The sequence below is a fragment of the Micromonospora sp. NPDC000089 genome (assembly GCF_042899365.1).
Classification (GTDB): domain Bacteria; phylum Actinomycetota; class Actinomycetes; order Mycobacteriales; family Micromonosporaceae; genus Micromonospora.
In genome coordinates this window covers 618,722-632,496 of the sequence record NZ_JBIAZT010000002.1, presented here as the reverse complement: position 1 = coordinate 632,496, position 13,775 = coordinate 618,722, and the positions used below count along the sequence as shown (strand labels likewise).

Genomic DNA, 13,775 nt, shown 5'->3' with positions numbered 1-13,775 from the left:
GCATGACGACGGACAGGCTGAAGGAGCTCAGCGCCGCGGGTGTCGCGGTCTGGCTCGACGATCTCTCCCGGGTACGACTCAGCTCCGGCGGGCTGGACCAGCTGCGCCGCGAGAAGCACGTGGCCGGGGTCACCACCAACCCGAGCATCTTCGCGAAGGCGCTCAGCGACGCCACCGAGTACAACTGGCAGCTGCGTGACCTCGCCACCCGCGGCATCGCGGTCGAGGAGGCCGTCCGGATGCTCACCACGTACGACGTGCGCTGGGCGTGCGACGTGATGCGGCCCTCGTACGACGGCAGCGACGGCGTCGACGGCCGGGTCTCCATCGAGGTGGACCCGCGGCTGGCCCACGAGACGGACAAGACCGTCGCCGAGGCCAAGGCGCTGTGGTGGCTGGTCGACCGGCCGAACCTGTTCATCAAGATCCCGGCGACCGAGGAGGGCCTGCCGGCGATCACCGCGACGCTGGCCGAGGGGATCAGCGTCAACGTGACGCTGATCTTCGGGCTGGACCGCTACTCGGCGGTGATGGACGCCTTCCTCGCCGGCCTGGAGCAGGCCAAGGCCAACGGCCACGACCTGTCGAAGATCGGCTCGGTGGCGTCGTTCTTCGTCTCCCGGGTCGACTCCGAGGTCGACAAGCGGCTGGAGAAGCTCGGCTCCGACGAGGCCAAGGCGCTGCGCGGCAAGGCCGCGGTGGCCAACGCCCAGCTGGCGTACGAGCGCTACCAGAAGGTGTTCGCCTCCGACCGGTGGAAGGCGCTCGCCAGCGCCGGCGCGCACCCGCAGCGGCCGCTGTGGGCGTCCACCTCGACGAAGAACCCGGACTACCGGGACGTCATCTACGTCGAGGAGCTGATCGCGCCGGGCACGGTCAACACCATGCCCGAGTCGGTGGTCGACGCGTACGCCGACCACGGCGAGACCCGCGGCGACACCATCACCGGCGGGTACGACGCCGCCCGCAAGGTCTTCGCGGACCTGGAGCGGCTCGGCGTGGACATGCCCGACGTGATCGCCACCCTGGAGCGCGAGGGCGTGGAGAAGTTCGAGGCCAGCTGGCTGGAGCTGCTGGAGGGCGTACAGAAGTCGCTCGACGAGGCCGCCAAGGGCGGCGGCGCGCCGAACAAGGCCGCCAAGGGCAACGCGAAGGCGGCCGAGCAGGCCGGGGGCAACGCGTGACCGACGGCGTCGGAGGCGCCGCGGGGCGAGGCCCCGCGGCGCACCGCGCCGTTCCCGGCCGCCGGCCGGTGGGCGACGTGATCCCGGGCACCGGACCGGACCGGCGGGTACGCCGGTCGGTGATCCCGGTTCCCGGCCCCGGCCGGCGGGTCCGCCGGTGCGGGACCGAAGGCAGGGCGACGTGAGCGAGCGGGTGGCCGCCCCCGAGGCGGCCGCCGGTCTCTCGGTGCACGGCGCGGACGCGGTCGATCGGACCGCGCCCGCGTCCGTGCGGGAGGCGCTGGTGGCCCGCGGCGTGCCGGGGCGGCTGGCCCGCCGCGACCCGACGCTGTGGGGGCCGGACGCCGAGCCGAGCGCGAAGACCCGGCTCGGCTGGCTGGACACCCACCGGCGCAGCCTGGAGCTACTCCCCCAGCTCGCCGAGCTGACCGCCGAGCTGGCGGACCTGGACCACGTGGTGCTCGCCGGCATGGGCGGCTCGTCACTCGCCGCCGAGGTGATCACGAAGGCGCTGGGCCGGCCGCTGACCGTGCTGGACACCACCGACCCCGGCCCGGTCCGGCGGGCGCTGGCCGACCGGCTGGAGCGCACCGTGCTGGTGGTGGCCAGCAAGTCCGGCGGCACGGTGGAGACCGACAGCCACCGGCGGGCGTACTGGCAGGCCTTCCTCGACGCGGGGATGACCGAGGCCGAGGCCGCCCGGCACGTCGTGGTGGTCACCGATCCCGGCTCGCCGCTGGCGGCCACCGCCGCCGAGATGGGCGTCGTGGTCATCCAGGCCGACCCGGAGGTCGGCGGGCGGTACGCGGCGCTGACCGCGTTCGGCCTGGTGCCGGCCGCGCTGGCCGGGGTCGGGGTGGTCGAGCTGCTGGACGACGCGGAGGCGTTCGCCGGTTCGCTGGCCGGCGACCGGGACAATCCGGCGCTGGCCCTCGGCGCGGCGCTCGCCGCCGCCGCCCCGACCGGGCGCGGCACCGTCGCCCTGGTCGGCGACGGCACCGGCCTGGACGGCCTGGGCGACTGGGTGGAGCAGCTGCTCGCCGAGTCCACCGGCAAAGCCGGCACCGGCCTCCTGCCGGTCGTCGTGGAGTCGCCGAACGCCCCCGGCGCGACCGGCCCCGACGTGCTGACCGTCTGCCACGGCGGGGCGCTCACCGCCGGGGACCTCCCCGGTGGCGGCGTCGACCCGGACGTGGCGGTCAACGGCCCGCTCGGCGCGCACTTCCTGGCCTGGGAGTACGCCACCGCGGTCGCCGCCTCGGTGCTCGGCGTCGACCCGTTCGACCAGCCGGACGTGGCGGCCAGCAAGGACAACACCCGGCGGATCCTGGAGCAGGGCCCGCCCGCGCCGGCGCCGTCGGGCACCGAGGGCGCCATCGAGGTGTACGCCCCGCCGGGCGCCCCGACCGACCTGGCCGGCGCGCTGCGCTGGCTGGTCGACGGGGTGGCCGCGGACGGCTACCTCGCCGTCCTGGCGTACCTCGACCGGACGGCCGACGGCGAGGCGGCGCGGCTGCGGCCGCTGCTGGCCGAGGCGGCCGGGCGACCGGTCACCTTCGGCTGGGGGCCGCGGTACCTGCACTCCACCGGCCAGTACCACAAGGGCGGCCCGGCGGTGGGGAGCTATCTTCAGCTGACCGGGGCGGTCGACGTCGACCTTCCGGTGCCGGGCCGCCCGTACACCTTCGGACAGCTGCAGGCGGCGCAGGCCGCGGGCGACCGGCAGGCGCTGGTCGACCGAGGTCGACCGGTGCTGCGGCTGCACCTGACCGACAGGCCAGCGGGCCTGGCCCAGCTGCTCGATGCGATCGGACGATGGCGGGCGTGACGATGGATGACATGCACCAGACAGAGCGAGGAGGCAGCGTGAGCGCGAGGAGTGAGCCGGTCCAGCGAACCCCGCAGTCGCGGACTGAGGTGGGCCCGGCGAACCCGCTGCGCGACGTGCAGGACCGGCGACTGCCGCGGATCCCGGAGCCGTGCGCTCTGGTGATCTTCGGGGTGACCGGCGACCTGGCGCGCAAGAAGTTGCTGCCGGCGGTCTACGACCTGGCGAACCGGGGGCTGCTGCCGCCCGGGTTCGTGGTGCTGGGCTTCGCCCGCCGCGACTGGGGCGACGGCGACTTCGAGTCGCTGGCCCACGAGGCGGCCAAGAAGCACGCCCGGACCCCGTGGCGGGAGGAGGTGTGGTCGCGGCTGGCCGGCAACATCAAGTTCGTCGGCGGCTCGTTCGACGACGACGCCGCGTTCGACCAGCTCGCCAACACCCTGGACGAGCTGCGCGACACCCACGGTATCCACGGCAACGCCGCGTTCTACTTCTCCATCCCCCCGGCGGCGTTCCCCGTGGTGCTCAAGCAGCTGGCCCGCACCGGGATGGCGGACAACGCGAAGTCCGGCGGCTGGCGCCGGGTGGTGGTGGAGAAGCCGTTCGGCAACGACCTGCCCTCGGCGAAGTCCCTCAACGACCTGGTCGACGACGTCTTCACCCGGGAGGACGTCTTCCGGATCGACCACTACCTGGGCAAGGAGACGGTCCAGAACATCCTCGCCCTGCGGTTCGCCAACAACCTGTTCGAGCCGCTGTGGAACTCCAAGTACGTCGACTCGGTGCAGATCACCATGGCCGAGGACGTCGGCATCGGCAGCCGGGCCGCCTTCTACGACTCGGTCGGCACCGCCCGCGACGTCCTGCAGAACCACCTGCTCCAGCTGCTCGCCCTGGTGGCGATGGAGGAGCCGACCAGCTTCGACGCCGACGAGATCCGGGCCGAGAAGCTGAAGGTGCTCAAGGCGATCACCCTGCCGAAGGACGTCGAGCGGGGCACCGTGCGCGGCCAGTACCTGCCCGGCTGGGTGGGCGGCGAGCGGGCGGTCGGCTACCTGGAGGAGGAGGGCGTCCCGGAGGACTCCACCACCGAGACGTACGTCGCCGTCGAGCTGGGCATCCAGAACCGGCGCTGGGCGGGGGTCCCGTTCTACATCCGGGCCGGCAAGCGGCTGCCCCGGCGGGTCACCGAGGTGGCCATCATGTTCAAGAAGGCCCCGCACCTGCCGTTCAACGCCGCCGACATGGAGTCGCTGGGCAACAACCAGCTGGTCATCCGGGTGCAGCCGGACGAGGGCGTGGTGCTCAAGTTCGGCTCGAAGGTGCCCGGCACCACGATGGAGGTCCGCGACATCGCGATGGACTTCCAGTACGGCGAGGCGTTCACCGAGTCCAGCCCCGAGGCGTACGAGCGGCTGGTGCTGGACGTGCTGATCGGCGACCGCACGCTCTTCCCGGACGCGGCCGAGGTCGAGCAGAGCTGGCAGGTGGTGGACCCGCTGGAGCACGCCTGGGACGGCACGAAGCCGGAGCCCTACCGGGCCGGTGAGTGGGGGCCGCGCGCGGCCGACGAGATGCTGGTCCGCGAGGGCCGGGCTTGGAGAAGAGCATGATCGGGCTGTGGGACACCACCGGCAACGAGGTGGTCAAGGCGCTCGCCGCCGAGCGGCGCAGCGCGGGCGGGGTGGCCAGCGGCATGGCGCTCACGCTGATCGTGGTGGTGGACGAGAAGCGGGTCCGCGAGGCGGAGGCGGCGGCCACCATCGCCGCGGCCGCCCACCCGTGCCGGCTGCTGGTCGTGGTGCGGGCCGACGTGGAGCGGGACCGCAACCGGCTGGACGCGGAGATCGTCGTCGGCGGCCGGCTGGGCCCGTGCGAGGCGGTGGTGACCCGGATGTACGGCCGGCTCGCCCTGCACGCCGAGTCCGTGGTGATGCCGCTGCTGGTGCCGGACGTACCGGTGGTCACCTGGTGGCACGGCGAACCGCCGGCGGAGATCTCCACCGACTTCCTCGGGGTGGTCGCCGACCGCCGGATCACCGACGCCGCCCAGGCCGCCGACCCGATCGAGGCGCTGCGTCAGCGGGCCCGGGACTACGCCCCCGGCGACACCGACCTGGCCTGGACCCGGATCACCCCGTGGCGCACCCTGGTGGCCGGGGCGTTCGACACCACCGAGGCCCGGGTCACCGAGGCCACCGTGGTGGCGCCGCGCACCGACCCGACCGCGGCGCTGATGCGCGGCTGGCTGGCCGCCCGGCTCGGCATCGAGCCGCAGTGGCAGCACACCGACGAGTACCCCCGGATGCGGGAGGTGCAGCTGCGCTGCGCCAACGGCGACGAGCTGACGCTCACCCGGGACGACAGCATGGCCACCTTCCGGCGTACCGGCCAGGACGACCGGGCGCTGCCGCTGGTCCGCCGCCCGCTCGGCGACGAGCTGGCCGAGGAGCTGCGCCGGCTCGACGCCGACCAGGTGTACGCCGAGGCGCTCGGCGCGGCCGCCGGGCTGACCGGGCTCGACCAGCGCCCCGGCAACCGGGTGCACGTCTGGAAGGACCCGGCCACCGCGCAGCGGGCCGAGGCCGGGGTCACCGCGCACGCCGGCACCAGCGCCACCCCCTGACCGACGCCGGTGGGCGGGCCCGGACCGGGCCCGCCCACCGCCATTCCGGGACCGGTACGCCGGTCCGAGAAACGAAGGCACAACGAATGAGTGAGGCGAGTGTCGCCGTCCACGCCGACGCCGACCTGCTGGCGCAGGCGGTGGCGGCCCGGTTGGTGGTGAGGCTGCTCGACGCGCAGGCCGACCGTGGCGCCGCGTCGGTGGTGCTGACCGGCGGGCGGATCGCCGCCGCCGTGTACCGGGCGGTGACCCAGCTGCCGGCGCGGGACGCGGTCGACTGGTCCCGGGTGGACTTCTGGTGGGGCGACGAGCGCTTCCTGCCGGCGGGCGACCCGGAGCGCAACGAGACGCAGGCCCGCGAGGTGCTGCTCGACGTGCTGCCGATCGACCCGGCGCGGGTGCACCCGATGCCGGCCTCCGACGGCCCGGCCGGGCCCGACCCGGAGGCCGCCGCGGCCGGGTACGCGCAGGAGCTGGCCCGGGCGGCCGGGCCGGGGCACGCCACGCTCCCCCACTTCGACGTGCTGCTGCTGGGTGTCGGCGAGGACGGGCACGTGGCCTCGGTCTTCCCCGAGCACCCGGTGCACCACGACACCCGGCCGGTCAGCGCGGTCCGGGGCAGCCCCAAGCCGCCGCCGGTGCGCACCACGCTGACCCTGCCGGCGATCAACACCGCCGACGAGGTCTGGCTGGTGGCCAGCGGCGCCGACAAGGCCCGGGCGGTCGGCATGGCGCTGGCCGGGGCGGGCCCGGTGCAGCTGCCGGCGGCCGGGGTGCGGGGCGTGTCGCGTACCCGCTGGTTGCTGGACCGGGCCGCGGCGGCCGACGTGCCGCCCCGGCTGCGCAGCCTGCGCTGACCGACAAACCGCACGTGGCCCCGACCCACCCGGGTCGGGGCCACGTCGCATTCCGGGGCTCGGCTAACCGCGGCCGCGGCGGCGGCGCAGGGCGGCGAGCGCCTCGGCGAGGATCGCCTCGCCCTCCTCTGGGCTGCGCCGCTCCCGCACGTACGCCAGGTGGGTCTTGTACGGCTCCGGGCGGGCCCGGCCGGGAGGATTGTTCGCGTCCCGGCCGGCAGGCAGGCCGCAGCGCGGGCAGTCCCACAGCGGCGGTTCCTCGGCCTCCGCGGCCATCCTGATCTCGGTGACGTGGTCGTTGCGGCACCAGTAGGTGACCACCCGGCACGGGGCCGGCTCGTATCGCTCGGTGAACCGCTCCGGGGCGGAGCCGACCCGGGAACCACGGATCACGTTGCCACTGGACACGGCTGCTGGCTCCTGTCCTCGGAGGGGCCCGCCGCCGGAGGGGGTGTGCGGCGGGGGAAAAACCGACGCGCGGCCCGTCGGGTGACGGACCGCGCGCAGATTGTAGTACGTGACGCCGGACGCTCAGGACCCGCTGTTGAGCGCCAGCCGGAGCCAGAGGCCGAGCCCGACGATGCAGGCGAACCAGACGATGCTCACCAGCACGGTGTAGCGGTCGAGGTTCTTCTCGGCCACCGACGAGCCGGCCAGGCTGGAGCTGACGCCGCCGCCGAACATGCTGGACAACCCGCCGCCCTTACCGCGGTGCAGCAGGATGAGCATGGTGAGCAGGATGCTCGTGATGACCAGCAACACGATCAACGTGTATGCGAACCAGATCGGCATGGCTGGGGTCAGTCCTCTCGTTACGATCCTCGCCCGGACAGATCGGGCACGGTGGCACCGACCGGCGGACGGGCGGAGTCAAGAATAGCGACCGGTCAGCCGGCGGTGTGCTCCGGGAACCGGCAGATCTTCGCGAACTCCTCCGCGTCCAGGCTCGCGCCGCCGACCAGGGCGCCGTCCACGTCCGGCTGGGCCATGATCGAGGCGACGTTCGAGGACTTCACCGAGCCGCCGTAGAGGATCCGGACCTGGTCCGCGGTGTCCTGGCCGAACGTCTCGACCAGCCGCTTGCGGACCTCGCCGCACACCTCCTGGGCGTTCTCCGGGGTGGCCGTCTTGCCCGTCCCGATCGCCCAGACCGGCTCGTACGCCACGACCACCTTGGTGACCTGCTCGGCGGTGAGCCCGCGCAGGGCGCCGTCGAGCTGGTCGCAGCAGTGCGGGACGTGCTTGAGCTGCTCGCGGATCTCCAGCCCCTCGCCGATGCAGAGGATCGGGGTGAGCCCGTTGGCCAGCGCCGCCGCAACCTTCGCGTTGACGATGGCGTCGTCCTCGTAGTGGTACTGGCGGCGCTCGGAGTGCCCCACCACCACGTACGTGCAGCCCAACTTGGCCAGCATCGCCCCGGAGACGTCCCCGGTGTACGCCCCCGACTGGTACGGCGACAGGTCCTGCCCGCCGTAGCCGATCAGCAGCTTGTCGCCGTCCACCGCGGTCTGCACCGTGCGCAGGTCGGTGAAGGGCGGCAGGACCACCGTCTCCACCTCGGTGAGCTGCTTCTCGGTGAGGCTCGCGGCCAGCTTCTGCACCAGCAGGTTGGCCTCGAGGTGGTTCAAATTCATCTTCCAGTTGCCGGCCATCAGCGGCCGGCGGGTGACGCTCGCCATCAGTCCTCCAGGGCGGCGATGCCGGGGAGGGTCTTGCCCTCGAGGTACTCCAGGGAGGCGCCGCCACCGGTGGAGATGTGACCGAAGGACGACTCGTCCAGGCCCAGCGCGCGGACCGCCGCCGCGGAGTCACCGCCACCGACCACGGTGAACGCGTCGGTCTTGGTGATCGCCTCGGCGACGCCCCGGGTGCCGGCCGCGAAGGCCGGCATCTCGAACACGCCCATCGGGCCGTTCCAGAAGATGGTCTTCGCCTGGGAGAGCGCGGCGGCGAAACCGGCCACCGTCTCCGGGCCGATGTCCAGACCGAGCCGGTGGCTGGGGATGCCGTCGGCGGGCACCGTGTCGTGCGCGGCGTCCGGGGCGAACGCGTCCGCGGCCACCACGTCGACCGGGAGCATGATCTTGCCGTTGGCGCGCTCCAGCAGGTTGCCGCAGGTCTCCACCATCTCCTGCTCCAGCAGCGAGGAGCCGACCTCGTGGCCCTGGGCCTTGAGGAAGGTGAAGCACATCCCACCGCCGATGAGCAGCCGGTCGACCGTGGGCAGGAGCGCCTCGATCACCGCCAGCTTGTCGGAGACCTTCGAGCCGCCGAGCACCACCACGTACGGGCGCTCCGGCTCGCCGGTCAGCCGGGACAGCACCTCGACCTCGCGCAGCACCAGCCGGCCGGCCACGTGCGGCAGCCGGGCGGGCACGTCGTACACACTGGCGTGCTTGCGGTGCACGGCGCCGAACGCGTCGTCCACGTACGCCTCGCCGAACGCAGCGAGCTGGTCGGCGAAGGCGCCCCGCTCAGCGTCGTCCTTGCTGGTCTCGCCCTTGTTGAACCGGAGGTTCTCCAGCAGGGCGACCTGGCCGTCGGCCAGCTCGTCCACGGTGGCCCGCGCCGACTCCCCGACCGTGTCGGAGGCGAAGCGCACCGGCGCGCCGAGCAGCTCACCGAGCCGGCCGGCGACCGGGCGGAGGCTGAACTGCGGGTCCGGCTCGCCCTTCGGGCGGCCCAGGTGCGAGCAGACGACCACCTTCGCGCCGCCCTGCACGAGCGCGCTCAGGGTGGGCAGGACGGCCCGGATCCGGCCGTCGTCTGTGATGTCACCGGACTGCTTGTCGAGCGGGACGTTCAGGTCGGCGCGCACCAGCACGCGCCGACCCGACACCCCCTCGCCGAGCAGATCGTCGAGGGTACGGATGCTCACAGGGAGGAACCCACCAGCTTGACCAGGTCGACCAGCCGGTTGGAGTAGCCCCACTCGTTGTCGTACCAGCCGACGACCTTGACCTGGTTGCCGATCACCTTGGTCAGCGGCGCGTCGAAGATGCACGACGACGGGTCGGTGACGATGTCGGACGAGACGATCGGGTCCTCGTTGTAGCTGAGGTAGCCCTTGAGCGGGCCGTCCGCGGCGGCCTTCAGCGCGGCGTTGACCTCGTCCACGGTGGTCTCCCGGCCGACCTCGACGGTCAGGTCGGTGGCCGAGCCGGTCGGGATCGGCACCCGCAGCGCGTAACCGTCCAGCTTGCCCTTCAGGTCGGGCAGCACCAGGCCGATCGCCTTGGCGGCGCCGGTCGAGGTGGGGACGATGTTCAGCGCGGCGGCCCGGGCCCGACGCAGGTCCTTGTGCGGCGCGTCCTGCAGGTTCTGGTCCTGGGTGTACGCGTGGATGGTGGTCATCAGACCCTTGGTGATGCCGAACGTGTCGTGCAGGACCTTCGCCATCGGGGCGAGGCAGTTGGTGGTGCACGAGGCGTTCGAGATGATGGTGTGCTTGGCCGGGTCGTAGGCGTCGTGGTTGACACCCATGACGACCGTGACGTCCTCGTTCTTCGCCGGGGCGGAGATGATGACCTTCTTGGCCCCGCCGTCGACGTGCGCCTTCGCCTTGGTGGCGTCGGTGAAGAAGCCGGTGGACTCGATGACCACGTCCGCGCCGACCTCGCCCCACGGCAGCGCCGCCGGGTCCTTCTCGGCGTACGCCTTGATGGTCTTGCCGCCCACGGTGATCTCGTCGGCGGTGGCCTTCACCTCGTGCGGCAGGCGGCCCAGGATGCTGTCGTACTTGAGCAGGTGGGCGAGCGTCGCGTTGTCGGTCAGGTCGTTGACGGCCACGACCTCGATGTCGGCGCCGGACGCCAGCACTGCCCGGAAGAAGTTACGGCCGATTCGGCCGAAGCCGTTGATGCCAACCCGGATGGTCACAGGTCCCATCTCCTCGCGTTCTGGTCCGCCGGCGTGGAAACCGGGCCGGCGGAGGTGTGTGCGCCGACCGGTGGAGCCGGCCGTTGACGATTCATCTCGGCCACCCCGCCGCGGTCCGGAAGGACCTGACCGCCCGAGGCGGTGAGCACGACGAGGAGTACCAGTACCGGCCCCCTTGCCGTACGCAGCGACCATATCCGAGCGGGCGGCGGCGCGCTGCGGCGGGTGGTGATCCCGATCGCACCGCGCAGCCCCTCCGTCCTATCAGACCACGAGCATGTCGGGCGTGACGGCCGCTTCGGTATCCGGGATGCCCAGGTCACGGGCCCGCTTGTCGGCCAGCGCCAGCAGGCGCCTTATCCGGCCGGCGATGGCGTCCTTGGTCAGCGGCGGCTCGGCCAGCGCGCCCAGCTCCTCCAGCGAGGCCTGCCGGTGCTCCAGCCGCAGCCGCCCGGCGTCGGTGAGGTGGTTGGGCGCGTCGTCGGCGAGGATCTCCAGCGCGCGGGTGACCCGGGCGGCGGCGGCCACCGCGGCGCGGGCCGAGCGGCGCAGGTTCGCGTCGTCGAAGTTGGCCAGCCGGTTGGCGGTGGCCCGCACCTCGCGGCGGACCCGGCGCTCCTCCCAGGCCAGCACGCTGGAGTGCGCGCCGATCCGGGTGAGCAGCGCGGCGATCGCGTCGCCGTCCTTGACCACCACCCGGTCCACCCCGCGCACCTCGCGGTTCTTGGCGGTGATGCCGATCCGGCGGGCCGCGCCGACCAGGGCGAGCGCCGACTCCGGGCCGGGGCAGGTGATCTCCAGCGCGCTGGAGCGGCCCGGCTCGGTCAGCGACCCGTGCGCCATGAACGCGCCCCGCCACGCCGACACCGCGCAGCAGACGTTGGCGGCCACCACGTGCGGCGGCAGCCCACGCACCGGACGGCCACGCACGTCGAGCAGGCCGGTCTGCCGGGCCAGCGCCTCGCCGTCCTTGACCACCCGGACGATGAAGTGGCTGCCCTTGCGCAGCCCGCCGGAGGCGAGCACGTGGATCTCGCTCGGGTAGCCGTACACCTCGGCGATCTCCCGGCGCAGCCGCCGGGCCACCGCGCCGGTGTCCAGCTCGGCCTCGACGACCACTCGGCCGGAGACGATGTGCAGGCCGCCGGCGAACCGCAGCAGCGCCGCCATCTCCGCCCGGCGGCAGCAGGGCTTGGGCACGTCGACCCGACTCAGCTCGTCCTTGACCGCAGCCGTCATCGCCATAGTGCGCCCCCTCACGGACCGGTACCGGCGTGTCGCCGGTGATTACGTACGTGCTTAACGATCGGCGCCCAGGACAGGCACCAGTGCGGCGCCCAGCGCGGCCGGATCGTGGCGGGGCGAGCCGTCGGCGACGGCCACGGGGGCGAGGACCAGCCGGGCACCCAGCGATTCTGCCGCACGGCCGACCGGTTCGGGGTCACCCACCGCCTTCGAATCGGCCACCACGAAGTCCACCGTGAGCTGCGGAAGGTACCAGTGCAGGGCGGCCAGGTGGTCGGCCAGCGACAGGCCGAGCGTCTCCTTCTCGGCGGCCAGGTTGAGCGTGACCAGCCGGCGGGCCGGGCTGGCCACCATCGCGGCCGCCAGCCCCGGGACCAGCAGGTGCGGCAGCACGCTGGTGTACCAGCTGCCCGGCCCGAAGATCAACCAGTCCGCCGCGCCGATCGCCTCCACCGCCTCGGCGCAGGCCTCCGGCGCCTCCGGGGTGAGCCGCAGCGACTCCACGTGACCCGTGGTGACCGCCACCTGGTGCTGGCCGCGCAGGGTGGTGAGCTCGTCCGGCCGGCCCGGGTCCGCGCCGCGCACCCGGGCCTCGATGCCGACCGGCTGGCGCGACATCGGCAGTACCCGACCCACCGCGCCGAGCATCGCGCCGGCGTGCTCCAACGCCAGCACCGGGTCGCCGAGCTGCTCCATCAGGCCGCAGAGCACCAGGTTGCCCACCGCGTGCCCGGCCAGCCCGTCACCGCCCGTACCGGCGAACCGGTGCTGGAACAGGCCGGCGCTGCGCCGGGTGGCCGGCGAGTCGGCGGCCAGCGCCACCAGGGCCTGCCGCAGGTCACCCGGGGGCAGGCCGCCGCGCTCGGCCCGCAGCCGGCCGCTGGAGCCGCCGTCGTCGCCGACCGTCACCACGGCGGTGATGTCCAGGTCGAGGTGCGGGGCGCAGTGCCGCAGCGCCCGCAGCGAGGCGGAGAGGCCGTGGCCGCCGCCGAACACGACCACCCGTAGCGCCGGGGTGCCGGCCGTCACTCGCGCCCCAGGTCGCGGTGCTGGGCGTTGGCGGCGATGCCGGACTGGCGCAGCCGCTCGGCCAACTCCTCGGCGATCGCCACGCTGCGGTGCTTGCCGCCGGTGCAGCCGACCGCCACGGTCAGGTAGCGCTTGCCCTCCCGCTCGAACCCGCCGGTGGTGGCGTTGACCAGGTCCGCGTACGCGGCGACGAAGCCGTCCGCACCCTCCTGGCCCAGCACGTACGCGCTGACCGCCGCCTCCCGCCCGGTGTGCTCGCGCAGCTCCGGCACCCAGTACGGGTTGGGCAGGAACCGGGCGTCCAGCACGAAGTCGGCGTCCGGCGGCAGGCCGTACTTGAAGCCGAAGGACAGCACGGTGACCCGCAGCCGGCGGGCGTCCTCGCCACCGAACAGCTCCTCCACCCGGCGGCGGAGCTGGTTGACGTTCAGGTGGCTGGTGTCGATGATCACGTCGGCCTGCTCGCGGGCCTCCTCCAGCAGCGCGCGCTCGACGGCGATGCCGTCGGCCAGCCGCCCGTCGCCCTGCAACGGGTGCGACCGGCGGACGCTCTCGAACCGGCGGATCAGCACCTCGTCGTCGGCGTCCACGAAGACCACCCGGGGCGAGAACCCGCGGTCCTTCAGCTCCCGGATCGCGCCGGCCAGGTCGGTGGAGAAGGCGCGCGAGCGCACGTCCAGCACCATCGCCGTCTTCCGGGCCGCGCCACCGGCCTTCACCGCCAGCGCGGCCATGTCCAGCATCAGCGCCTGCGGCAGGTTGTCGACCACGTAGTAGCCGACGTTCTCCAACGCTCGGGCCACCGTGCTGCGGCCACCACCGGACAGGCCGGTGACCACCACCAGGGTGGTGTCCGCCTCCGGCGTCGTGCCGGCGACCGTCTGCGCCTCGCTCACCGCTACCCCCGAGTCCGTGGCGCCGCGTCCGGTTCGTCCGGGACGGGCGTGGTCAGTCAGCGACTCTATCCCGACCGGCCCGGTCGAACCGTTTCCGCCCGTCCGACCGGTCGCCGCGCGCCGGGCGCCGGATCGCCACCGAACGCAGCGGCCCGGCCGGGCACGCTATTCCCGGCGGTACGCGGCGCCCGGCGGTACGCGGCGCCCGGCGTACGCGGTGCCGGCGGTACG

The 13,775-nt window shown here is 73.5% G+C and carries 13 protein-coding genes; 5 read left to right on the top strand and 8 right to left on the bottom strand.

Translation table 11 applies throughout. The features are described from left to right. Positions 1-2 precede the first annotated feature (2 nt). The 5 genes from tal to pgl all read left to right on the top strand — a co-directional run bounded on the left by tal (position 3) and on the right by pgl (position 6,495). A complete protein-coding gene (tal, locus tag ACFY3U_RS06350; RefSeq protein ID WP_387195777.1) occupies positions 3-1,184 on the top strand; it encodes a transaldolase in 1,182 nt (393 codons plus the stop codon). Positions 1,185-1,365: 181 nt separating this feature from the next. Continuing rightward, positions 1,366-3,012, top strand: a complete 1,647-nt coding sequence (locus ACFY3U_RS06345) for a glucose-6-phosphate isomerase (protein ID WP_387195774.1) — start codon at positions 1,366-1,368, stop codon at positions 3,010-3,012. A gap of 2 nt (positions 3,013-3,014) precedes the next feature. Next, positions 3,015-4,625: a glucose-6-phosphate dehydrogenase gene (gene zwf, locus ACFY3U_RS06340; RefSeq protein WP_387195992.1), complete on the top strand. Its 1,611-nt coding sequence runs from the start codon at positions 3,015-3,017 to the stop codon at positions 4,623-4,625. Next, positions 4,622-5,638, top strand: coding sequence for a glucose-6-phosphate dehydrogenase assembly protein OpcA (locus tag ACFY3U_RS06335; RefSeq protein WP_387195771.1), 1,017 nt, complete (start codon positions 4,622-4,624; stop codon positions 5,636-5,638). The genes zwf and ACFY3U_RS06335 overlap by 4 nt, the downstream gene beginning before the upstream one ends. 86 nt (positions 5,639-5,724) lie before the next feature. Continuing rightward, the gene (pgl, locus tag ACFY3U_RS06330) at positions 5,725-6,495 is read left to right on the top strand and encodes a 6-phosphogluconolactonase (RefSeq protein WP_387195768.1); all 771 of its coding nucleotides are present in this window, start codon (positions 5,725-5,727) and stop codon (positions 6,493-6,495) included. A 63-nt stretch (positions 6,496-6,558) separates the two neighbouring features. On the opposite strand, the gene ACFY3U_RS06325 is transcribed toward pgl, so the two are convergent. From ACFY3U_RS06325 to rapZ, 8 genes are all read right to left on the bottom strand, one after another. After that, positions 6,559-6,903 (bottom strand): RNA polymerase-binding protein RbpA, encoded by a 345-nt coding sequence (locus tag ACFY3U_RS06325; protein ID WP_387195765.1) that lies wholly within the window; start codon positions 6,901-6,903, stop codon positions 6,559-6,561. Positions 6,904-7,026: 123 nt separating this feature from the next. Further along, positions 7,027-7,287, bottom strand: coding sequence for a preprotein translocase subunit SecG (gene secG / locus ACFY3U_RS06320; protein WP_387195762.1), 261 nt, complete (start codon positions 7,285-7,287; stop codon positions 7,027-7,029). A gap of 95 nt (positions 7,288-7,382) precedes the next feature. Beyond that, positions 7,383-8,174, bottom strand: a complete 792-nt coding sequence (gene tpiA / locus ACFY3U_RS06315) for a triose-phosphate isomerase (protein WP_387195758.1) — start codon at positions 8,172-8,174, stop codon at positions 7,383-7,385. Continuing rightward, positions 8,174-9,373, bottom strand: a complete 1,200-nt coding sequence (locus ACFY3U_RS06310) for a phosphoglycerate kinase (protein ID WP_387195755.1) — start codon at positions 9,371-9,373, stop codon at positions 8,174-8,176. The genes tpiA and ACFY3U_RS06310 overlap by 1 nt, the downstream gene beginning before the upstream one ends. Then, complete coding sequence (gene gap, locus ACFY3U_RS06305; RefSeq protein WP_387195752.1) at positions 9,370-10,374, bottom strand: type I glyceraldehyde-3-phosphate dehydrogenase; 1,005 nt, start codon at positions 10,372-10,374, stop codon at positions 9,370-9,372. The genes ACFY3U_RS06310 and gap overlap by 4 nt, the downstream gene beginning before the upstream one ends. Before the next feature lie 264 nt (positions 10,375-10,638). Then, a complete protein-coding gene (gene whiA / locus ACFY3U_RS06300) occupies positions 10,639-11,619 on the bottom strand; it encodes a DNA-binding protein WhiA (RefSeq protein ID WP_387195749.1) in 981 nt (326 codons plus the stop codon). Positions 11,620-11,673: 54 nt separating this feature from the next. Next, positions 11,674-12,648 (bottom strand): uridine diphosphate-N-acetylglucosamine-binding protein YvcK, encoded by a 975-nt coding sequence (yvcK, locus tag ACFY3U_RS06295; RefSeq protein ID WP_387195746.1) that lies wholly within the window; start codon positions 12,646-12,648, stop codon positions 11,674-11,676. Beyond that, on the bottom strand, positions 12,645-13,544 hold the full coding sequence (gene rapZ / locus ACFY3U_RS06290) for an RNase adapter RapZ (protein ID WP_387195743.1): 900 nt from the start codon (positions 13,542-13,544) through the stop codon (positions 12,645-12,647). The genes yvcK and rapZ overlap by 4 nt, the downstream gene beginning before the upstream one ends. Between the last annotated feature and the right edge of the window lie 231 nt (positions 13,545-13,775).